We start from the raw sequence: 22680 nt of genomic DNA on the forward strand, positions 1-22680 counted from the left end.
GTCAAAGAGTTCGCAGCTCCCTAAAAGTTCGGCTGGTGTTTTCCGTTCCGACGGCCATCGGCCGTAGTCGGGAGTCGCCCGGAAAGGAGGGAAGGCACGGCAGGGTGAGACCCGGAGGACGGTAGCACGCGGGCGATCGTAAGGGGAAGCAGGGCGTGGAGAAAACACGGACACTCGCGCCTCCGCGACCCCCCAACACCGCCCGACATCACACACGCAAGGGGGAATCGCGACATGAGACAGATGGCGATTGCAGTCGCCGTGATGCTCGTGTTCGCTACGATCTCCCCCGCCTTTGCGCAGCCGTTCGCGGACACGCCCACGAACCACTGGGCGTACGATGCGATCGCTGAGCTGGCGGCGAAGGGCCTCGTCGAGGGTTACCCCGACGGGACCTTCAAGGGCGATCGGGCGATGACACGGTACGAGATGGCGATGGTGGTCGCGCGGCTTCTGGCGAGGATCGAGAGCATTCAGATCCCGACCCCGCCGCCGCCGCCGAAGCCCGAAGTCACCAAGGCGGATATCGATATGATCCTCCGCCTGGTGAACGAGTTCCGGGCGGAGCTGGCCGCGAAGAACGTTCGGCTGACCGCAGTCGAGGAAGAGCTGAACGCGATCAAGGCCAAGCTCGACAACGTCCGGATCACGGGTGGCTTCCGGTTCCGTTATGACCTGAACCAGTTTGCCTCCGGCCAGACGACCTTCCCGGTTGCGGGTCCCATCCCGGGCAACGCAAACCCGCGGACGAGCGTCACCGCGGCGACTACCCTGCCCCGGGGCAACCGGCCCCGGTACGAGTTCAAGCTCGGCTTCGATGGTAGCGTGGCGCCCGACATCCACTTTATCCTCGGACTGCAGAGCGCGCAGGGCTACCAGTTCTTCAACAGCAGCAACGACGGCTTCGGCCTTGGACAGAACGGCCAGCCTCAGCAGGGCGCGTTCGCCAGCGTCGACACCGCCTTCATCGACTGGAAGCCCAGCTGGGCTCAGGGGACCACGGAGATCTGGCTCGGCCGGTTCGGCAACGACACGCCGTGCGGCGGTGGGTGCTACCCGATCCAGTTCGGCCCTTTCGGTCTCCTGTTGAATAACAACGGGGACACCTGGGAAGATTCCACGTTCGACAGCGGGGTTAACGTCGCCGACGGCCTCCGGGTCGCGCTCCACTTCGCCAGCCTAGCTGACCTTCAGATCCAGGCCGTGGCGATTCGGATCAGCGGCAACATCGGCTCGCTCACCTACCCGAGCGGCGAGGACGCGTACGGCGTCGACGCCAACATCCAGATCATCCAGGGCCTCCGGGTAGGCGGCTACTATGTCGGCAACAGCATCGCGAATACCGGGGGCGCGCCGTTTACCAGCCCGTCGCCGTTCGGCACCATGTTCCACCTCTACGGCCCGGGCGGCGGCTCGCTCAACCCAGCCACGCCGCGGTGTCCGGCCACCGGAACCATTGGGACAGGCGGCATTAACTGCCCCGCTGCCGGCAACGGCTTCGGCGCCTACATCTCGTGGGATGCGTTCCCTGGGATCCACCTCGACATCGAGGGGGCGCAGTGGAACGACACGAGCGGGTTGGTCCTAGGCGGAGTCGCCCCCGGTGGCGATGTCGGGGCCAACGCCTCCATCTCGTGGAACATCAGCACCCTCGTGGGCATCTGCTGCAACATCGTGCTGACGACCGGCTACGCCTACTACGGGGTGAACTTCTACCCACCGTACGGCGGAGCTGAGGCCGACATCACGGGCGACTTCTACGATGTGCTCTATCCCGGAAACGCGCAGGGCTTTACCGGGAACATCAGCGTCCAGCCCATTCAGGGTGTGACCGTCTACTTCAACTACCTGACTGGGAACAGCGTCTCGAACAGCCAGTCGTTCCAAACGTGGGCGGCTGGGGTCTCTTACGCGTTCGCGCCCAATGCCAAGATCACGCTCAAGTACCGTGATCTCCAGATAGCGGGCATCGACCAGCAGAACACGTACCGCGCGCAGGTCGACTACAGCTTCTAGCTCGAATCGCGCGGCGCAGTACAGTCGGAAGCGGCCCCCGGGAGACCGGGGGCCGCTTCGCGTATCGCCCGTATCGCTCGATCCGTGCGATCGTCAGTAGGTCTTTCCCGGGGCCGATGGCTCGGGCGCGGGGGTTACGCCCTTGGCGGTCTTGACGATCTGCCATTGCTTGCCGGCGTACTTCACCGTGTCCCCAAGTTCCACTCTGCTGTAGAACCCCTGGGGCACTTCGTAGGGGGTGCCGCTCACCGCGATGACCCACGTGTCGCCACTGTCTCCCCCCCGCGTGAATTTCTGCGTCACCGGCCCGTATACGTACCCCTGGCCGCATCCCACCGAGAAATCAGCGGCAAGCAGGGAGAGCATCAACACGAACAAGAGCGCCTGCAGGGTCCGGAGCTTCATCAGATGGCACCTCCTCGTCGCACGTCCTCAGTATACCCACGACCGGCGAGCCCGCGCAACCGGGGGCCCGCCGCGCCGCCGCCTTACGGCGCGGACGCCAGTTTGGCGAAGAGCCGGGGCAGCGCCTGGGCCGTCGCTTGGTGAAGCACCTCCTCCGCCACGAAGGTCCGGACTTGACCGATCGTATAGCCGTCGCCCGGCGCTTCGGCCGCGATGCGGCCCCCTCGTGCGTCGAAGATCTGGAGCAGGACGTTGGCGGAGCCGCTCAGCGGCCGGCCAAAGCGCAGCCTGCCGATCCCGGGGCCCTCTGTGTCGAGGTGCAGGAGGCGGATCCAGCCTACGACCAGGTCATCCGCGCCCACCCGCCCGGCGAGCCGGCCGAGGCGGGCGTAGGACAGCACGTCCCAGGGACGCCATCCCAATGCGCTCTCGGCCTGCCGCATGGTGCCGCGCGGAATCACCGCGAACTGGTCGCCGGCGATCCGGGGGAGGATTCTGGACGCGTCGTCGGCCGCGTACTCCTCGGGCACGCCCCCCTCAAACGGAGTCAGTGGCGAGAGGGCATAGAACTCCACCACGCCGACCGTCCGGGCCGGGGCGGCCGCGGTCGCGTGACCGTGGAGGATCGCGGCGATCGCGCCGATGACCACGAGGGCGCCCCAGCGTCGAGACAATGGCGTCGTCACTGCCGCACCTCCCGTTTACAGTATTGTCCGTCCGTGTATCATGGACATAACAGGGTGCCGAGGAGGATGACCCCGGTGGATCCGCGCGACCGCCTCATCGTGGCCCTCGATTCGCCCTCGCTCGAAGAGGCGGACGCCGTCGCCGAGCGGCTGTCCGGGATCGTCCGATGGTTCAAGGTGGGCTCGGAGCTCTTCACGGCGGCCGGGCCCGCGGCCGTGACCGCGCTGCGCCGGCGGGGCCGCGTCTTCCTCGATCTCAAGTTCCACGACATTCCCGCGACCGTTGCGGGAGCGGTCGCCGCCGCCGCCCGCCTCGGCGTGGACCTCGTGAACGTCCACGCCTCCGGTGGGCGCGCGATGCTCTGCGCCGCCCAAGAGGCGGCCGAGCGGAGCGTCACCTCGACCGGTGGCCGCGCACCGACGGTCATCGCCGTGACGGTGCTGACGAGTGGGGACGCATCGGTGTTGGACGAGGTCGGGATGCGGGGCACCCCGCCGGAGGCGGCGCTGCGTCTCGCGCGGCTCGCGCGCGAAGCCGGGCTCGGAGGCGTCGTGGCGTCTCCCAGCGATGCGGCGGCGATCCGGGCCGCGTGCGGGCCGGGGTTTTTGATCGTCTGCCCGGGCGTCCGTCCCGCGGGCGCCGGCCGCGATGACCAGCGCCGGGTCGCGACGCCCGGCGCCGCGATCGCATCGGGCGCCGACCTGCTCGTGATCGGCCGGCCGATCACCCGCGCCCCCGATCCGCTGCGCGCCGCGGAAGCGGTGCTCCGCGAGATGGCGCTCGCGCAGGTCTGAGGCGGCCGCCCCAGGTTACTTTTGGCTGTCGCCCGCGTCCCGGCCCGGGGTCGTGGTTGAGCAGGTGTTATACGCGCCGAGGATCTGCACGGCGGCCGTTACACGTGTCCCCTTGCTGCCCAGCCACTGCTGCAGCGCCGCGTCGGAGATCTGCGCCAGCCTCGGGAGCGCCAGGCGCTGGGTGCACTGTTGCGCATTGGACGTAATGAGGCCCGGGTTGCCGTACGCCGCGTTGGCGACGTCGGCGATGCCCGCGGCGTAGCCCGCGCGAAAGCCCTGACTGTACCCATCCCGGTTTGCGAAGAACTGGTGCCACTGATCGAGCGTCACGACGGCGGCCGAGGCGGCCACGCTTGCACCGAACACGATCACGCCGACGAGGATCGCGATTCGTCGCATCTCCATCACCTCCGACTACACACCACTATACGAGCACAGCGGGATGCGGGTTCCTGAGCGAGGCGAGACGTCCCGCGCGTGCTCGGGGGCGCGCGAACGCGGCGGCGTTTACTCGAATACATCCGAACGCGACGGCGCGCGGCCCGCGCCGCGCTGCGTTTGACACGTTCGAGGGTCCATACTATAATGCCTTCAATTACCCGGGCCCATCGCCGCCCGGTCGCGCAGGGAGGACCACCGCCGAGTGGGATTGCAGGACGACGTCGCCGAAGTGTTGATCCGCGAGGACGAGCTTCGGGCTCGGATCGCGGATCTCGGCCGGCAGATCAGCACGGACTACGACAGCAAGACCCCGCTCCTCGTTGGCATTCTCAAGGGCGCCTCGATCTTTCTCTCGGACTTGATCCGCCAGATCACCGTCCCTTGCCTCCTCGACTTCATCGCCACGAGCTCGTACGGCACCGGGGCGGAGAGTTCGGGGATCGTCCGCATCCTCAAGGATCTGGACCAATCGATCGAAGGCCGGCACGTGTTGATCGTCGACGACATCATCGACACCGGGTACACCATGGACTATCTGCTCGAAACGCTCAAGGCCCGATATCCGGCGAGCCTGCGCGTGTGCGCGCTCCTCGACAAGATCAGCCGGCGGCGGCGCCACGTTCCCATCGACTACCGAGGTTTCGAGATTCCCGACAAGTTCGTGGTGGGGTACGGGCTGGACTACGGCGGGCTCTACCGGAACCTTCCATTTATCTGCGTGCTCCGGCCTGAGGTGTACCAGTAAGAGCGCGGCACACGGAGGTGACCCAAGTGGAGTTCATCGGCAAAGGGCGTGCGGCTCGGCGGACCTACGGGTTCGACGAGATCGCGCTTGTCCCAGGGTCCGCGACCGTTGATCCGAGCGATGTCGATCTGTCGTGGCGCGTGGGGACCCGCACGTTTGCCCTGCCGATCGTCGCGTCCGCGATGGACAGCGTCGTGGACGTGCCGTTCGCGATCGCGCTCTCCCGGCTGGGCGGGATGGCGGTCCTCAATCTGGAGGGGATCCAGACGCGCTACGCGGACCCGCGGGACGCGCTCGACCGGCTCACGGAGGCTACTCCCGACCGCGTGGTCGGCCTGATGCAAGACGTCTATCGAGAATCCGTCAAGGACGAACTCGTCGAGCGCCGGATCATGGAGATCCGCGATGGCGGCGGGATCCCCGTGGTGTCGGTCACGCCGGGGGCGGCCGACCGCCTCGGGCCGATCGCGGCTGCATCCGGCGCGGCGTTTCTGCTGGTCCAGTCCACCGTGATCACCGAGCAGCACCGGAGCGAGCGGGGGCAGGCCCTGTCCCTCAGAGAGTTGACCGCGCAGATCGAGATTCCGGTCATGGCGGGAAACTGCGTCTCCTACGAGGCGGCGCTCCAACTGCTGGAGGCCGGCGTCGCCGCCCTGTTCGTCGGGGTGGGCCCGGGCGCGGCGTGCACCAGCCGGAAAGTGCTGGGCGTCGGCGTTCCGCAGGCCACGGCGATCGTGGATGTCGCCGCGGCCCGTGCCGAGTTCGAGCGCCGCACCGGACGGTACGTCCCGGTGGTCGCCGACGGCGGGATCACGGTCGGAGGCGACATCGCCAAGGCCATCGCGTGCGGCGCGGACGCGGTGATGCTCGGCAGTCTGTTCGCGCGGGCCGAAGAGGCCCCCGGCCGCGGGTTCCACTGGGGAATGGCGACGCCGCACGCGGCGCTGCCGCGCGGCACGCGGGTGCGGGTGGCCACGACCGGCGCCCTCCCGGACATCTTATTCGGCCCGGCCCGCGTCGACGACGGGTCTCAGAATCTCGTCGAGGCGTTGCGAACCGCGATGGGGATGTGCGGCGCGCGAACCCTTCGCCAGATGCAGCAGGCGGAGATCATCATCGCCCCGTCGCTCGCCACAGAGGGGAAAACCCTGCAGATCGCGCAGCGGGTCGGGCAAGGGCGCGCGTGACGAGCCGGACGCTCGCGGAAGGTCCCCGGCCGTTGGGACACCTCCGCGAGACCCTCGCCGGGGACGTGCCCCGTTCCGTAGACGAGCTCATCGTCGTCCTGGATTTTGGCGCGCAGTACAGCCAGTTGATCGCCCGGCGCGTGCGAGAACTGCGGGTGTACAGCCTCATCCTCCCGTTCGACACCCCGCTGGCCGAGCTGCTTGCGCTCCGCCCGAAAGGCATCATCCTGTCGGGTGGACCCGCGAGCGTCTACGATCCGGGCGCGCCGCGGTGCGATCCTCGATTGTTCGCCGCCGGGGTCCCGACGTTGGGGATCTGTTACGGCATGCAGCTGATGGCGCACGACCTGGGGGGGCGGACCGGCCCGTCGGCGCGGCGCGAGTACGGGCGCACCCGACTGTTCGTGGACGAGGCCGAGGGGACGGCCGGATTGTTCGGCGGCCTGGAGCGCCGCCTGCTGTGCTGGATGAGCCACGGCGACTCCGTCCTGCATCTCCCGCCGGGGTTTGAGACCCTCGCCCACTCGGACCACAGCGCGCATGCGGCCGTGGCCGACCCCACGCGCCGCCTGTACGGTCTGCAGTTTCACCCCGAGGTGTCGCACACGCCGTGGGGGACCGACGTCCTGCGCAACTTCCTGTATCACGTGTGCGGCTGCGCCGGGTCGTGGTCCATGACCTCCTTTGTGGAGCAGGCGGTGGGAGAGATCCAGACGCAGATCGGCGACGGCCGGGCGATCTGCGCCCTGTCCGGGGGCGTGGACTCCGCGGCCGCGGCCGGGCTGGCGTTCCGGGCGATCGGCGATCGATTGACCTGCGTCTTCGTCGATCACGGGCTGCTGCGTCGGGGCGAGGCGGAACAGGTCGGGGCGGTGTTTCGCGACCATTTCGGCGCGACGCTCGTGCACGTGGATGCGCGACGGCGGTTTCTCGCCCGGCTGCGGGACGTGGTGGATCCCGAACAAAAGCGGAGCCTGATCGGCAACGAGTTCATCACCGTGTTCGCCGAGGAGGCCGCCCGGCTGGGCCGGCCGGACGTCCTCGTGCAGGGGACCCTGTACCCGGACGTGATCGAGAGCGGGACCCGGACGGCGGCCCGCATCAAGACGCACCACAACGTGGGGGGGCTGCCGGCGGTGATGCCCTTTCGGCTGGTCGAGCCCCTGCGGACCTTGTTCAAAGATGAGGTGCGTCTCGTGGCCCGCCAGCTTGGGCTTCCGGAGGAGATGGTGTGGCGGCACCCGTTTCCCGGCCCCGGCCTGGCCATCCGCGTGCTGGGCGAAGTCACCGAGGAGCGGCTCGCATTGCTTAGGAACGCGGACGCGATCGTCACTGAGGAGATCCGCCGCAGCGGCCTCGGCCGGGAACTCTGGCAGGCGTTTGCCGTCCTCCTGCCGGTCCACACCGTCGGGGTCGCGGGCGACGCCCGGACCTACGGCAACGTCGTCGCCGTCCGCGCCGTCACGAGCGATGACGGGATGACCGCGGACTGGGCGCGGCTCCCCTCGGAACTTCTCGAGACAATCAGCAACCGCATCACCGGAGAGGTCGAAGGCTGCAGCCGGGTCGTGTACGATATCAGCAGCAAGCCTCCTGCTACAATAGAGTGGGAGTAACCGCAGGGTGGGAGTAACCGCACAAGGAGGCGCCGTGGAGTCGTCTGCGCCTGCCACGGGGCCGATCCCCGAGATCGATGCGCTTCTCAACGCGGTCCAGCGCGATGCGGTCCATCACGGCGACGGGCCGCTGCTGGTGCTGGCCGGAGCCGGTTCCGGGAAGACCAGGGTGTTGACCTACCGGATCGCCGCGCTGATTCGGGAGCGCAGTGTGGCGCCGCAGCGGATCCTCGCCGTGACGTTCACCAACAAGGCCGCGGGGGAGATGCGCGAGCGCGTCGAGCGGCTGGTGGGCCGGCCGATCGCGCGGGCGGTATGGATGGGGACCTTTCACGCCACCTGCAGCCGCATCCTCCGCCGGTCGGGGGCGCCCATCGGGATCGATCCCCGGTTCCTCATCTACGACACAGACGACCAGCGGGCGCTCGTCCGCGAGGTGACCGCGGCGCTCCACGTCGACGACCGGCAGTTCCCTCCGATCGCGGTCCTCGCCGCCATCGGGCGCGCCAAAAACGAACTGCTCGACCACGTCGCCGTCGCGGCGCGCGCCGAGACGTTCCGGGATGAGGTGATCGCGAAGCTGTACGCCGCCTACCAGCGGCGATTGGACGAGTGCCACGCGCTCGACTTCGACGATCTGCTCATGCGGACCGTGATCCTCTTTCGCGAGCACCCCCAGACACTCGCCGAGTATCAGGACCGGTTCCGCCACATCCTCGTAGACGAGTACCAGGACACCAACCACGCGCAGTATGCGCTGCTGAGCGTGCTTGCGGCGCGCCACCGAAACGTGTGCGTGGTCGGCGACGACGATCAGGCGATCTACCGGTGGCGCGGTGCGGACGTGCGCAACATCCTCGAGTTCGAGCGGGACTATCCGGACGCCCGGGTCATCAAGTTGGAGCAGAATTACCGGTCTACCCGGCGCATCCTCGAGGCCGCCTCGGCGCTGGTCCGCCACAACCCGCACCGGCATACCAAGGTGCTGTGGACGGAGAACGAGGAGGGCGAGCCGGTCGCCTTGTTCGAGGCGTTCGACGGCTACGATGAGGCCCGGTACACCGGCGAGGTCGCGCGCGCCCACCGGTCGGCGGGAGGACACGCCGGCGACCTCGCGATTCTCTACCGGACGAACGCCCAGTCCCGTCAATTCGAAGAGATGTTCTTGCGGCTGGGGATCCCCTATCAGATCGTCGGGGCCCTCCGGTTCTACGAGCGCGCCGAGGTCAAGGATATGCTGGCCTACCTCCGCTTCGTCTACAATCAGGCCGACGAGGCGAGCCTCCGCCGCATCGTCAACGTCCCGCGGCGCGGCATCGGCGACGGGACGCTGCGGCGGCTGGAGGCGTGGGGGAAGCAGGCGGGGCTCGGGCTCTGGGACACCCTTCGCCGGGGGGAGGACGCCGGGGTGGGGCCGCAGGCGCGCCGCGCGCTTGCCGAGTTCGCCGGCGTGGTCGAAGGTCTGGTACGGTACGCCACGGACCACTCCGCCCGAGAGACCCTCGCCCAGGCGATCGACGCCACGGGATACCGGCGGATGCTCGAGGCGGAGGGGACCGACGAGGCCTACGCCCGCATCGAGAACCTCGACGAGCTGGGCGCGGTGGCGGAGGAGGTCGAGGTGACGGTCGGGGAGTCCACGCTCGAAGCGTTTCTCCAGCACCTGGCGCTCGTCACGGACGTAGATACATGGGAGGACCGCGCGGACCGGGTCACGTTGATGACGCTGCACAGCGCCAAAGGGTTGGAGTTTCCCGTCGTCGTGCTGGCCGGCCTCGAGGAGGGGCTCTTTCCCCACGTGCGTTCCATTGAAGAAGAGGCCGGCATCGAGGAGGAGCGCCGGCTCTGTTACGTGGGGATGACCCGGGCAAAGCGGCGGTTGATCCTCACCTACGCGCGCCAGCGGGCGGCGTTTGGCACGGCCCGCCCGAGCCTTCCGTCTCGGTTCCTTGCCGAGATCCCCGAGAACCTGCTCGCGCGCGCGGTCACGGCCAAGACCGCGGTGAACGATTGGACGGAGGAACGCGGGCCGGTGCCCGAGATCGCGGTCGGCGATCACGTGCGGCACAAGACCTTTGGGGCGGGGCGGGTCCTCGAGATGGACGGCGAGGGTCCGCGGGCGATCATTACCGTGCGGTTCGACGGCGTCGGGACCAAGCGGCTGGCGCTGGGCTACGCTCCGCTCGAGGTCGTGCGGGATTCCCAAGGAGGCCATGGACGGTGAACACAACGATCGTACTGAGCCTGGTGACCGCTCTGTTGATGGTCCCCCCCCAGGTCGGCGCGGCGCCTCCAGGACCGCCGCATGCGAGCCTCCCCGACCTTCCCAATCCCAAGGTCATGCTTGGCGAGCCCGGCCGGTTCGGCGGGACATTCCTCGACGCCCAGGTCGCCGATCCCCGCACGTTCAACCCGATCCTGGCCCAGGAGACCTCCTCGACGGGGCCGTTGGGGGGGTTGTTCGATGGGCTCGTCGAGGATAACGGCGAGACGACCGCGACCGAGCCCGCGCTCGCAGAGTCGTGGACCACGAGCCCGGACGGGCGCACCTGGACATTTGTGCTGCGCAAGGGATTGAAATGGAGCGACGGCGCCCCGATGACCGCAGACGATGTCGTCTTCACGTTCAAGGTGATCTACGACAAGAAGATCCCCAACAGTCTTCAAGACGTGCTTACCGTCGCCGGGAAGCCTATCGCCGTCACGAAGGTCAACGATCAGACCGTGCAGTTCCGCACCGCCGAGCCCTTCGGGCCGTTTCTCCGGTCGATCGGGATCGGCATCCTGCCGCGGCACAAACTCGAGGCGGCATACACCTCCGGGAAGTTCAACCAGACGTGGGGCGTCAACACGCCTCCCAAAGAGCTCGTCGGGACGGGCGCGTACGTCATGACCGAGTACAAACCCGCTCAGCGGATCATGTACCTTCGTAACGGCAACTACTGGAAGGTCGATCTCCAGGGGCACCGGCTCCCGTATATCCAGAGGCTCGTGCTCACCATCGTCCCCGACCAGAACGCGCATCGGCTGCTCTTTCAGGGGGGACAGACCGACTCGTACGGCATCCGGCCTCGGGAGTACGCGGAGTTCAAGCGAGGTGAGAAGACAGGCGGCTATACCGTGTACGATGGCGGTCCCAGCTTCGGGACCGAGTTTCTCAGCTTCAACCAGAACCCTCGGGCCGGTCTGCCGGAGTACAAGCTCCGGTGGTTCCAGAACCAGAAGTTTCGCCAGGGTGTCGCGTACGCGGTAGACCGTGACGCGATCACGGACCAGGTGTACGCCGGCCACGCCATCCCGCAGTACGGTCCGGAGAGCCCGGCCGACAAGTTCTTTTACAACCCCAAGGTGAAGCAGTATCCCTACAACCTCGACACAGCCACGGCGACGCTCGCGGAGGGTGGTTTCAAGAAAGGGGCCGACGGGGTGCTGCGCGACGCCGACGGCCACCCCGTGGAGTTCGTCATCAGCACGAATGCCGACAACCAGGACCGGGTGGCGATCGGCAACATCATCCGCCAGGATCTCAGCAAACTCGGGATGAAGGTGACGCTCGCGCCCGAGGCGTTCAACACGCTGGTGAACAAGCTCGTGGAATCCTTCAAGTGGGAAGCGATCGTGCTTGGGCTGACCGGCGGGATCGAGCCGCACAACGGCCAGAACGTCTGGAAGTCCTCCGGCAGCCTGCACATGTGGAACCCCAAGGAGCCGAACCCCGCCACCCCCTGGGAGGGGGAGATCGACCGGCTGTTCAACCTGGCGGCCACCACCGTCGACCAGAACCGGCGAAAGGGGTACTACGACAAGTACCAGACGATCGTCGCCGAGCAGGTCCCGTTTGCCTATACTACGATTCCGACCTCGTATGTCGCGGTGCGCAACAAGTTTGGGAACATCAAGTATACCGCGTTCGGCGGGCCGTTCTGGAACTTCCCGGTGATCTATATCAAGCCCTAGACGGAGTAGGGCGCCCGGCCCATGATTCGCTACATTGCCCGCCGCCTGATCCTCCTGGGTCCCTTGCTCATCGGGATCACCTTCGTATCCTGGGCGGCGATCCAGCTGGCCCCCGGGTCCGGAGATTATTTCCAGTCGCTGGTGCTGCAGTACCCGCAGATCAGCCCGGCCACGATCGCCGGGCTGCGCGCCCGGTTCGGGATGGACCAGCCGCCGTGGATTCAGTATCTGCGCTGGCTCTGGAACATCCTCCATCTCGATTTAGGTCTGTCGTTTGCCTATCAGGTCCCTGTGACCTGGCTGATCGGGACGCGGGCGCTCAACACCCTCTTGCTGTCGGTGACGTCGCTCGTGGCCGCGTGGTCGATCGCGATCCCGCTCGGCATCTATTCGGCCGTGCACCAGTACTCGGTGACGGACGGACTCCTGAGCGCGGGGGCGTTCGTCGCTATCTCCGTCCCGAGCTTCTTCAGCGCGCTCCTCCTCCTCTACGCGGCGTTCTGGAGCCACGTGCTGCCCCTGCAGGGATTGACCAGCGTGAACTACGACGGGCTATCGTGGGGGGCCAAGGTCCTCGACGTCGCGCGGCATTTGGTCCTGCCGACGATCGCGCTCGGGGTGTTCTCCGTCGGGGGATTGATGCGGTACATGCGCAACAACCTGCTCGACGTCCTCAGGGCCGACTACGTCAAGACCGCGCGGTCGAAGGGTGTGTCCGAGCGCCGGGTGATCTTCCGGCACGCCGTGCGGAATGCCATCAACCCGCTCGTGACCCTCTTCGGGTTCGAGCTGGGGGGCCTGCTGAGCGGCGCCGCGTTTGTCGAGAATATCCTCGGCTACCCCGGGCTGGGACGTCTCGTGCTGGAAGCCGTGCTGAAGAAGGACGTGTTCGTCGTGATGGGCAGCCTCCTCATGGGGAGCGTGCTGCTGATCCTGGGGAACCTTACCGCCGACGTTCTGCTCGCCTTTGTCGATCCACGGATCAGATATGATTGATGCCCGCTGATGGCTCACGACCTCGCCGCCGCGCGCCTGGCGGAGCAGCGTCAACGGGAGGCCGCGCGCGCCCGCACGCCGCTGCAGCTCGCCTGGCGCCAGCTCAAGCGCTACAAGCTCGCGCTGGTGAGCGGCGCGGCCCTGGTCGTCGTGTATTCCGTGATGCTGCTGGCCGAGTTCCTGGCGCCGTATGCGTTGGACTACAGCGAGCGGAGCCTCTTTTACGCGCCCCCCGTCGGCATCCACCTGGTCGACGGGCGGGGCCATCTCCATGCGCGGCCGTTCGTGTACGCGTACCGGCTCGTCGATCGAGACCTCCGCATCTACGGCCCGGACACGTCGCGGACGTATGACATCCACTTCTTCGTCCGCGGCTTCCCGTACCGGCTGCTGTGGTTCATTCCGGCCGACGTCCACGTGATGGGGGTCGACGCCCCGGCGCAGCTCTTTCTCCTGGGTACCGACCAGTTCGGGCGGGACCTGCTCTCCCGGATGTTGTTCGGCAGCCGCGTCTCGCTCATGATCGGGGTCCTGGTCGTGCTCATCACGTTTCCGATCGGCCTGCTCATGGGGGGGATCGCCGGCTACTACGGGGGGCTCGTCGACAACGCCATTATGCGGTCGGTGGAGGTCCTCGCCTCGTTTCCCACCTTCTACCTCCTCCTCACGTTGGCGTCGGTGCTGCCGGCGACCCTCAGCAGCGGGGCCAGGCTCGTCATGATCGCCGGGGTGTTCAGCCTGGTGGGGTGGGGCGGCCTGGCGCGCATCATCCGCGGGCTCGTGCTCAGCCTCCGCGACATGGAGTTCGTCCTGGCGGCGCGGGCCTCCGGCCTGAGCGATCTGCGGGTCATCGTAAGGCACGTGCTTCCCAATACGATCTCGTATGTCATCGTGGCGGCGACGTTGACGATCCCGGGCGTCATCCTGGGAGAGAGCGGGCTGTCGTATCTGGGGGTGGGCGTGCAGGAGCCGAGCACGAGTTGGGGACTGCTCCTAGCGCAGGCGCAGAGCGTCGACGTCTTCACGCAGTTTCCATGGTTGCTCCTGCCCGGGCTGGCGATCGTCGTCGTGATCATGGCCTACAACTTCCTCGGGGACGGCGTCCGCGACGCCCTCGATCCCCGCCAGCGGTCGACGTAGATGCCGGGCCGGCCACCACGGGTCAGCCGTTCCAGGACCTTGGGTCCGACCGTCGTGCTCGCGACCATTGCCCTGGCCGTGGCGGTTGGCGGCGGCTCGCTGCTGTATCTCAGGATCTCGCAGGTCCAGCAGGGGGCGATCACCCCGGACGTGCCGCAGGGGGTGACCCGGGACCCGGCCACCCGAGCGCGCGGCGCGGTGGTCAGCATCTCGGGGCAGGACAGCCGTCCCCGGGCGACTTACGACCCGCCTTCCGGCACAGTGACGGTGAAGTTCCAATCGAAGTACTATGATCCGACGCACACCGCCGCGCTGAATCGCCAGTACCTGGCCACCGAGGGCCGGCTGGTCGTACAGTTGGTGCTGTACAACGACCCGGAGATCGGCACGGCCGTCGCGCAGTTATACCATGGAGGCCGGCTCCTAGCCACCGTGAGTGGCGCACCGGCGGACGCGTACAAGGACTACAAAGTCGAATATGCCCCGGCTCTCCCCTAGGAGGGCTGGCTCGGGAACGGCACGAAGGTAGTGCGCCTGATTCCCAGGCGAGGGGGTGGATCGTGAGGAGAGCGAAGCGGACGTGGGCAGTGCTGTTCGCAATCGCGATGCTCGCGGCCGTCGGGTGGCCCGCGGCGCCCATCCAGGCGGCCGCGCCGAGGGATGAGGTGGTGATCGGGATCTCCCAGGAGCCGGACACCTTAGTTCCCGGCTTAGGCGGGAGCCTCGCCGTCAGCGGCGAGATCCAGCAGGCGCTCTGGGCGGGGGGCGTCCGCTGGTCGGACCAGTGGAAGCTTGTTCCGATCCAAGCCAAAGAAGTGCCGACGTTGGAAAACGGGTTGTGGAAGCTGCTTCCCGGGGGCAAGATGCAGTTGACCTGGCACCTTCGGCCATTGAAGTGGCACGATGGAGTACCGGTGGACGCGGAGGATTTTGTCTTCACCCATCGGGCGATCATGAACGACAAGGTGCCGGTGATCAGCCGGAACTTCGAGAAGCGCGTCGAGAACGTGTTCGCTCCCAGTCCCGACACGCTGGTCGTGACGTACAACGAACACTATGCGTACGCGAACACCGGGATCATCCAATATGGTCCCTGGCCGCGACATCTCCTCGAGCGGGACTACCACAACAATCCCGGCGGGCTCGATAAGCTCACCTTCGGCAACGACCCCAAGGCCACGACCACGAACGGCCCGTACCAAATCGTGTCCTGGCAGAAGGGCAGCTCCATCGTCGCCGAGGCGGACCCCAACTACGCGCTCGAGAAGCCCAAGGTCAAGCGGATCGTGTGGCGGGTGATCACCGATACGAACACACTCGTCGCCAACATGCTCTCCGGCTCCATCGACGGGATCAGCCCCAACGGCATCTCGTTTGACCAGGGGACGCAGCTCGATCAGCAGGTCACCCAGCGGCACTTGGCGGAACAGGTGCTCTACACTCCCGGATTGATCTGGGAGCACGTCGACCTGAACCTCAACAACCCGAAGCTCAAGGACAAGCGCGTGCGTCAGGCGCTCCTCTACGCGATCGACCGCCAGGCGCTCGTCCAGACGCTCTTCCAGGCCAAGCAGCCGGTCGCGGACTCGTACCTGCCGCCAAAGCACTACGGGTTCGATACCTCCCTCGTGAAGTACAGCTACAATCCAGACAAGGCGAAGGCGCTCTTCACCGAGGCCGGGTGGACGCCCGGCCCGGACGGCGTTCTCAAGAACGCGCAGGGCGAACGGTTCACCGTCACGATCGGCACGACCGCCGGGAACCGGGTCCGAGAAGACGTGGAGCAGGTACTGCAAAGCCAGTGGCGGAAGGTCGGCGTGGACCTCAAGGTCACGAACCAGCCGGCGCGCGTCTTCTTCGGGGAGACGACCCGCCACCGCGAGTTCGACATGGCGATGTATTCGTGGCTCTTCAGCCCTGTCACCGACTGTGAGACGCTCTACACGACCGAGAACATCCCATCGGCTCAGAACGCGTACAATGGCCAGAACTTCGCCGGATTCAGCAACGGGGAGATGGACAAGCTCTGCCACACCATCCCTACCGAACTGGATCAGGCCAAGCGCGTGACGATGCTCAAGCGGAGTCAGGCGATTCTGGCCGACGAGGTGCCGGTGCTCCCGCTGTACTTCCGGGTGGACGTCACCTCGGTCAAAAAGGGATTTCAGAACTGGAAGCCGACCGGACTGGGCCAGAGCCCGGTGACCTGGAACGTGTTCCAGTGGGCGTGGGCCCAGTAGGACGGCGGGACGGCCGCACGCTCACGATAGCCTGACCGCCGTGGGGCTCGAGAGGCGCGGGATGCTCGGCGCGGTGTCAATGTGCACCAGTACGTGATCCGCCGGGTGCTGCAGATGATCCCCATCATCCTGGGGATCTCTGTGGTGGTATTCGCGCTGCTGCTGGCCGCCCCCGGCGATCAGGTGGACCTTCTGATCTCCGGCGTCCCGAACATCACGCCGGACGAGGTCGCCCGGCTCAAGCATGTGTATGGGCTGGACGAGCCGGTGCACGTCAGGTACGTCAAATGGCTCGAGCGCGCCGTCCAGGGCGATTTCGGGTGGTCCCGGACCTACAAGGAACGGGTCACGTCCCTGATCTTCGACCGGCTCGGCAATACCGTCTCGCTCGCGGCCGGGGCGCTTGTGCTCGCCCTGGCCGTCGCCGTCCCCGTGGGGATCTACTCCGCCCTTCATCAATACTCCGCCCTCGACTACGGCGCCACGCTGTTCACGTTCTTTGGGGTCAGCGTCCCGGTCTTCTGGTTCGGGATCATGCTGATCTATGTGTTTGGCGTGACGTGGCACCTGCTGCCGCCGGGCGGCATCAACAGCCCTGGGGTGGCGCCCGGGCTCCCCATGATCCTCGACCGGTTGCAGTACCTTCCGCTGCCTACTCTCGCGCTCGGCTTGGTGTTCATGGCGAGCTTCACGCGCTACACGCGGAGCAGCATGCTGGAAGTCGTTCGTCAGGATTTCGTTCGCACCGCGAAGGCGAAAGGGCTGCCCGGCCGGGTGGTCATCCGGCGCCACGCGCTGCGCAACGCCCTGATCCCGCTCGTGACGGTCCTCGGCGTCGCTATTCCCGGGGTCCTTGCGGGGGCCCCGCTCACCGAGACGGTATTTTCGTGGCCGGGGGTGGGCAAGCTGCTTGTCGACTCCACACTCGGCGGCGACTATGCCGTGGCGCAGGGGATCATCATGTTCATCTCCATCATGGTGGTCGCCGCCAACCTGCTGGTTGATGTCGCCTACGGCGTCCTGGATCCGCGGATCAGGTACGATTGATGGCGCGTCCCCTCTCGGCGGTGTCCTCGTCGATCTCTCCCGCATCGCGGCTCGAAGCCGTCAAGGGAGTCGGCCAGAGCTTCTGGGGGCTGGCCTGGCAGCGATTCCGCCATCACAAGGTGGCCCTTGGCGGCGCCGCGGTCGTCCTGGTACTCGTCCTGATCACACTGCTCGCCGGGGTGATCGCTCCTTACCGGTTCGAGGACATTGACCTCACGGCCCGGCTGCGGTCGCCGTCGTGGACGCACCTCCTCGGCACCGACACGATCGGCCACGACGTCTTCACCAGGCTCCTCTATGCAGGCCGGGTCTCCCTCCTTGTCGGTTTCTCGGCCGCCACGGTCGCGACCCTGGTCGGCATCGTGGTTGGGGCGACCGCGGGGTTCTATGGGGGGGTCGTGGACAACGTGCTGATGCGTATGACCGACGTGTGGCTCGCGCTCCCGGAACTGCCGATCCTGATCATCCTCTCGCGATACCTCGGCGGGTCGGTTGGCGGCATTGTCTTTGTGATCAGCCTCTTTGCCTGGCGGGGAGTCGCCCGGCTGGTGCGCGGAGAGGTCCTCAAGCTCAAGGGCCAGGAGTTCACCGACGCCGCCCGGGCGCTGGGTGCGACGGACATCCGGATCCTCGTTCGCCACCTCGTCCCCAACGCTCTGGCCCCCGTGATCGTGGCCGCGACCTTGATCGTCGGCGGGGCGATCCTGACGGAGGCGGCGCTCTCCTTCCTCGGGATCGGTATCCAGCCCCCCGTCCCGTCATGGGGGAATATGCTCCAGAACGCCCAGGACTTCATCCTGTCGGCCCCCCGGCTGGCGATCTACCCTGGGGTCATGATCTTCCTGACCGTGCTGTGCTTCAATTTCTTGGGCGATGGGCTCCGCGACGCGCTGGACCCAAGGCTCAAGCTGTAGCCGGAGGCGCCCGAACCCGGGGTGACCCGGGATGCCCCCCCCGGGCGATCTGACGCGCAAGGGGGGAGAGGATTTGGAAAGAGGCTGGTGGAATGGTCCGATTCCAAGCGCCGTCTCGCAACACGGTCGGGGCCGGTCCGGGGGAGGGGTAACGGGTGGCAGAGGCACTGCTGTCGGTCCGCAATCTGAAGACCCAATTCTTCACCGATGAAGGGGTCGTCCGGGCCGTCGACGGCCTCAGCTACGATCTCCATCGGGGCGAAACCCTGGGGATCGTAGGGGAGTCGGGGTGCGGCAAGAGCGTGCATGCCCTCTCGATCATGCGGCTGATCCCAACCCCACCCGGCAAGATCGTCGATGGACAGATCCTCTTTGAAGGGCGCGACCTCCTGAAGCTGTCCGACGAGGAGATGCGCAAGATCCGCGGCAACCGGATCGCGATGGTCTTCCAGGAGCCCATGACCTCGCTCAACCCCGTCCTGACGATCGGCGAACAGATCGCCGAGGCAGTGATGCTCCACCAGAGACTCGACAAGAAGGCCGCCTGGGTCCGCGCCGCCGAGATGCTCGATCGCGTCAAGATGCCCGACGCGCGCCAGCGGGTCAAGGACTATCCCCACCAGTTCTCCGGCGGGATGCGGCAGCGCGTGATGATCGCGATGGCCCTGTCCTGCAACCCCTCGGTGCTGCTCGCGGATGAGCCGACTACCGCCCTCGACGTGACGATTCAGGCGCAGATCATCGAGCTGATGCGGGAGTTGCAGCGCGAGTTCGGGACGTCGATCGTCATGATCACGCACAACCTCGGCGTGGTCGCGGAGATGTGCGACAACGTCGTCGTCATGTACGCGGGCCGGCCGGTCGAGGCCACGGATGTCAAGCAGACGTTCCATGAACCCAAACACCCCTACACCTGGGGGCTGCTGCACTCGGTGCCCAAGTTGTACGAGCGCCGGGACCGCCTGATCCCGATCGAAGGGCAACCGCCCAGCCTGATCGACCTTCCGCCGGGGTGCGCGTTCGCGCCCCGGTGCCCCTTTGTGATGGAGGTCTGCGTGCAGGCGGATCCGCCCGACTATCCCGTGGGAACCGGGCACACGGCCAAGTGCTACCTCTATTCCGACAAGGCCACCGAGAAAGAGAAGAAATCCGCCGAGGCGGCGGGGCTGGCGGCGTCCACGCGCACCGGCGCGGTGTAGGTCGACTCGGTCGCAGCGGGGGAGGGACGGATGGCGACGAACGGCGAGATCCTGCTCGAGGTACGCAACCTCCGCAAGTACTATCCGGTCACCAAAGGCTTTATCTTTCAGCGCCAGGTGGGGGCCGTCAAGGCGGTGGACGATCTCAGCTTCTTCATCCGTAAGGGCGAGACGCTGGGGTTGGTCGGCGAGTCGGGGTGCGGCAAGACGACCACCGGCCGGGTGATCCTCCGTCTGCAGGAGCCGACCCAGGGGGAGGCGCTGTTCGAAGGGCGGGACATCTTCAAGCTCCACAAGGAGGAGCTGCGCCGGCTGCGCCGGGATATGCAGATCATCTTCCAGGACCCGTACTCGTCGCTCAACCCCCGCATGACCGTCGGAGACATTATCGGCGAGCCGCTGGAGATCCACAACCTGGCCCGCGGCAAAGAGAAGGTCCGGCGCGTCCAGGAGCTCCTCGAGGTCGTCGGCCTGTCCCCGTATCATGCCAACCGATACCCGCACGAGTTCAGCGGCGGGCAGCGGCAGCGCATCGGGATTGCGCGGGCGCTGGCGGTGAACCCGAAGCTGATCATCGCCGACGAGCCGGTCTCGGCGCTCGACGTGAGCATCCAGGCCCAGGTGCTCAACCTGCTGGAGGAGCTCCAGAAGGAGTTCGGGCTGACCTACCTCTTCATCGCCCACGACCTCTCGGTCGTCAAGCACATCAGCGACCGGATCGCCGTGATGTATCTCGGAAAGATCGTCGAGCTGGCGGACACCGAGGAACTGTTCAGCAACCCCCAGCATCCCTACACCGAAGCGCTGCTCTCTGCGGTGCCGATCCCGAACCCGGAGATGCGCCGGGAGCGGATCATCCTGCCGGGCGACGTGCCCAGTCCGGTCAACCCGCCGGCGGGGTGCCGGTTCCACACCCGGTGCCTGTACGCTCAGGCCAGTTGCAAGGTCGATGAGCCGCCGTTCGCCGACATCGGCGGCGGGCACTTCCTCGCCTGCCCCATCCAGCCGTTCAAGACGCAGCGCAGCAAGGCGGCGGTGCTCCCGAGGCTGACCGTCAAGCAGTAGATGAACCGCCCGACACCCCCCTCCGTACCCTATACTGGAGAGGGGTGTCAAGTTTTCTCGAGGTCACGGGCCGATGCACGAACTCTTTTCGACGAGAAGGTGGTGATGAAATGGTGAAACATCGTGCAGGGGCGCTCCTCTTGGTGTGTCTATTACTGGTGCTCGCCTTCGGGACCGGCGCGCCGGTCACGGGTCAGTCCGTGAAGAATCCGGACACGTTCGTGACCCTGAGGAGCGGGGACCCGGAGAGTTTGGATCCCGCGTACCAGTACGATACGACCAGCTACGAGATCGTGTATCCCAACGTCTACGAGACCCTGATCGGGTACGACGGCAGTGTCTTGTCCAGTTACGTGCCGCGGCTGGCGACGCAGGTGCCGAGTCTGGCCAACGGGTTGATCAGCAAAGACGGCCTCACGTACACGTTCCCGGTCCGCAAAGGCGTCAAATTCCACGATGGGTCGACGATGACGCCGGAGGACGTGCGCTACTCGACGCTCCGGTTCATGCTGCAGGACCGTGATGGTGGGCCCTCGTGGCTCTTGCTGAGCCCGCTCGTCGGCAAGGAGAGCACGCGCGACAAGGGGAAGATCGATGTGAATTTCGAGGATGCGGCCCGGGCCGTCGCCGTTCAGGGCGACAACGTGATCTTCCACCTCAAGCGCCCCTACGGCGCGTTCCTCAGCATCATCGCGGCGTGGTCGTTTGTGATGCCCAAGGCGTGGGCGACAAAGAACGGCGACTGGGACGGCACCGCGGCGACCTGGCAGAAGTTCAACAACCCCAAGCTCCAAGATCGGTACGAGTTCGACCACATGGTCGGCACCGGACCGTTCAAGCTCCAGCAATGGGATCGCCAGGGCAAAGAGGTGACCCTCGTCCGGAACGACGCCTACTGGCGCGCGCCGGCGAAGCTTGCCCGGGTTGTGATCCGCAGCGTGTCCGAGTTCACCACCCGTCGACTTCAGCTGCAGCAGGGTGACGCCGACCTCATCACCGTCGACCGGCCACAGCAGAGTCAGGTGGCGGGGATGGCCGGGGTGGCGATCCGTGACGACTTGCCCCAACTCGTGATCCAGGTGCTGCAGTTCAACCTCAAGATCGATGCCAACGGCAACCCCGACGTCGGTTCCGGGAAGCTGGACGGCAACGGCATCCCGCCTGATTTCTTCTCCGACGTCCACGTCCGCAAGGCCTTCGCCTACGCCTTCGATTACCAGACGTTTATCCGCGACGGCTACCGGAGCAAGGCGATCCAGCCCAACGGCCCGATCATCCAGGGGTTGCTTGGATACGATTCCAGTCTGCCCAAGTACACGTTTGACAAAGCCAAGGCCACCGCGGAATTCAAGGAGGCGTGGGGCGGGAAGCTGTGGGATGCCGGGTTCAAGTTCACCACGACCTTTAACACGGGCAATACGGTTCGTGAAGTGGGGGCGCGGCTCATCAAAGATGTGGTGGAGTCGCTGAACCCCAAGTTCAAGATCGATATCCGCAATCTGCAGTGGTCGTCCTTCCTTCAGGCCACGAATCAGCACAAGGGAACCCTCTACGCGTTGGGCTGGGCGGTCGACTATCCGGACCCCGACGACTTCGCCCAGCCGTTCCTCTCCAGCAAGGGCGACTACCCTCAACGGAACAGCTACAACAATCCCGAGGCCGACAAGCTGGTCCAGGAGGGCGCGGCCACGGCCGATCCCGCCAAGCGCAAGGAAATCTACAAGAAGCTGACCCAGATCGCTTACAACGACGTGCCGGGGATCTACGCCGCCCAGCCCACGGCGTTCAAGGTGATGCGGTCGTGGGTGCACGGATGGTACTGGAACACCGTCTACGGCGGGGAGGATTACTACCCGCTCTCGAAGCGGTAAGCGTGGTGGGAGCGGGCCGGCCCGGCTGGGCCGGCCCGCTCTAGTGTATATGACGTCTAGAACATGACCGCGTTCATTATCCGGCGGCTTCTGCTCCTCCCGCTGGTCGGCATCGGCGTTTCGATGCTCATCTTCGCGCTGCTGCAGTTTCTGACGCCGGCGATGCGGGCAAGCCTCTACATTCACGATCCCAAGCAGCTCAACGCACTCCCGGACATCATCACGAAGTATCATCTGGACCAACCGGTCTACGTGCAGTACTGGGACTGGCTCCGCCAGGTGCTGCACGGGGACCTGGGGTGGTCCGAGACCGCTCGTGAGCCGGTGGCCGACGCCATCCGGGGGTTCTTCCCCGCGACC

20 protein-coding genes are annotated in these 22680 nt (G+C 66.4%); 17 read left to right on the forward strand and 3 right to left on the reverse strand.

The window, feature by feature from the left end; genetic code table 11:
• The first annotated feature begins 234 nt into the window (after positions 1–234).
• Positions 235–2016: an S-layer homology domain-containing protein gene (locus VFP86_05070; GenBank protein ID HET8998996.1), complete on the forward strand. Its 1782-nt coding sequence runs from the start codon at positions 235–237 to the stop codon at positions 2014–2016.
• A gap of 93 nt (positions 2017–2109) precedes the next feature.
• Here VFP86_05070 and VFP86_05075 read toward each other — a convergent pair whose 3' ends face one another.
• Both VFP86_05075 and VFP86_05080 read right to left on the reverse strand, forming a co-directional pair.
• Positions 2110–2421, reverse strand: coding sequence for a hypothetical protein (locus tag VFP86_05075; GenBank protein HET8998997.1), 312 nt, complete (start codon positions 2419–2421; stop codon positions 2110–2112).
• Between the two features lie 83 nt (positions 2422–2504).
• On the reverse strand, positions 2505–3107 hold the full coding sequence (locus VFP86_05080) for a hypothetical protein (GenBank protein ID HET8998998.1): 603 nt from the start codon (positions 3105–3107) through the stop codon (positions 2505–2507).
• A 66-nt stretch (positions 3108–3173) separates the two neighbouring features.
• Here VFP86_05080 and pyrF point away from each other — a divergent pair, with 66 nt between their 5' ends.
• Positions 3174–3902, forward strand: a complete 729-nt coding sequence (gene pyrF, locus VFP86_05085; protein HET8998999.1) for an orotidine-5'-phosphate decarboxylase — start codon at positions 3174–3176, stop codon at positions 3900–3902.
• Positions 3903–3917: 15 nt separating this feature from the next.
• On the opposite strand, the gene VFP86_05090 is transcribed toward pyrF, so the two are convergent.
• Positions 3918–4301 carry a hypothetical protein gene (locus VFP86_05090; protein HET8999000.1) on the reverse strand — a complete coding sequence of 128 codons (384 nt, stop codon included), beginning with the start codon at positions 4299–4301 and terminating at the stop codon, positions 3918–3920.
• A 250-nt stretch (positions 4302–4551) separates the two neighbouring features.
• Here VFP86_05090 and hpt point away from each other — a divergent pair, with 250 nt between their 5' ends.
• The 15 genes from hpt to VFP86_05165 form a co-directional block, all read left to right on the forward strand.
• A complete protein-coding gene (gene hpt, locus VFP86_05095; protein HET8999001.1) occupies positions 4552–5088 on the forward strand; it encodes a hypoxanthine phosphoribosyltransferase in 537 nt (178 codons plus the stop codon).
• Between the two features lie 26 nt (positions 5089–5114).
• Entirely contained in the window at positions 5115–6275 is a 1161-nt protein-coding gene (locus tag VFP86_05100) for a GuaB3 family IMP dehydrogenase-related protein (GenBank protein ID HET8999002.1), read from the forward strand.
• 65 nt (positions 6276–6340) lie between these two features.
• On the forward strand, positions 6341–7891 hold the full coding sequence (gene guaA / locus VFP86_05105; protein ID HET8999003.1) for a glutamine-hydrolyzing GMP synthase: 1551 nt from the start codon (positions 6341–6343) through the stop codon (positions 7889–7891).
• 34 nt (positions 7892–7925) lie between these two features.
• Positions 7926–10115 carry a UvrD-helicase domain-containing protein gene (locus VFP86_05110; GenBank protein ID HET8999004.1) on the forward strand — a complete coding sequence of 730 codons (2190 nt, stop codon included), beginning with the start codon at positions 7926–7928 and terminating at the stop codon, positions 10113–10115.
• Positions 10112–11848 carry an ABC transporter substrate-binding protein gene (locus tag VFP86_05115; GenBank protein ID HET8999005.1) on the forward strand — a complete coding sequence of 579 codons (1737 nt, stop codon included), beginning with the start codon at positions 10112–10114 and terminating at the stop codon, positions 11846–11848. Before VFP86_05110 ends, VFP86_05115 begins: the two co-directional genes overlap by 4 nt.
• Positions 11849–11869: 21 nt before the next feature.
• Positions 11870–12844, forward strand: coding sequence for an ABC transporter permease (locus VFP86_05120; GenBank protein HET8999006.1), 975 nt, complete (start codon positions 11870–11872; stop codon positions 12842–12844).
• A 9-nt stretch (positions 12845–12853) separates the two neighbouring features.
• Positions 12854–13984 (forward strand): ABC transporter permease, encoded by a 1131-nt coding sequence (locus VFP86_05125; protein ID HET8999007.1) that lies wholly within the window; start codon positions 12854–12856, stop codon positions 13982–13984.
• Between the two features lie 54 nt (positions 13985–14038).
• Complete coding sequence (locus VFP86_05130; protein HET8999008.1) at positions 14039–14482, forward strand: hypothetical protein; 444 nt, start codon at positions 14039–14041, stop codon at positions 14480–14482.
• A gap of 62 nt (positions 14483–14544) precedes the next feature.
• A complete protein-coding gene (locus VFP86_05135; protein ID HET8999009.1) occupies positions 14545–16224 on the forward strand; it encodes a peptide ABC transporter substrate-binding protein in 1680 nt (559 codons plus the stop codon).
• Positions 16225–16305: 81 nt separating this feature from the next.
• Complete coding sequence (locus VFP86_05140) at positions 16306–17271, forward strand: ABC transporter permease (GenBank protein HET8999010.1); 966 nt, start codon at positions 16306–16308, stop codon at positions 17269–17271.
• Entirely contained in the window at positions 17271–18185 is a 915-nt protein-coding gene (locus VFP86_05145) for an ABC transporter permease (protein ID HET8999011.1), read from the forward strand. The genes VFP86_05140 and VFP86_05145 overlap by 1 nt, the downstream gene beginning before the upstream one ends.
• Positions 18186–18340: 155 nt before the next feature.
• Positions 18341–19384, forward strand: coding sequence for an ABC transporter ATP-binding protein (locus tag VFP86_05150; GenBank protein ID HET8999012.1), 1044 nt, complete (start codon positions 18341–18343; stop codon positions 19382–19384).
• A 30-nt stretch (positions 19385–19414) separates the two neighbouring features.
• Entirely contained in the window at positions 19415–20449 is a 1035-nt protein-coding gene (locus VFP86_05155) for a dipeptide ABC transporter ATP-binding protein (GenBank protein ID HET8999013.1), read from the forward strand.
• Between the two features lie 110 nt (positions 20450–20559).
• Positions 20560–22320 carry an ABC transporter substrate-binding protein gene (locus tag VFP86_05160; GenBank protein ID HET8999014.1) on the forward strand — a complete coding sequence of 587 codons (1761 nt, stop codon included), beginning with the start codon at positions 20560–20562 and terminating at the stop codon, positions 22318–22320.
• A gap of 63 nt (positions 22321–22383) precedes the next feature.
• The coding region (locus VFP86_05165) for an ABC transporter permease (protein HET8999015.1) at positions 22384–22680 on the forward strand (297 nt) is incomplete at its 3' end.

The sequence above is a fragment of the bacterium genome, from assembly GCA_035703895.1.
Classification (GTDB): Bacteria; Sysuimicrobiota; Sysuimicrobiia; order Sysuimicrobiales; family Segetimicrobiaceae; genus Segetimicrobium.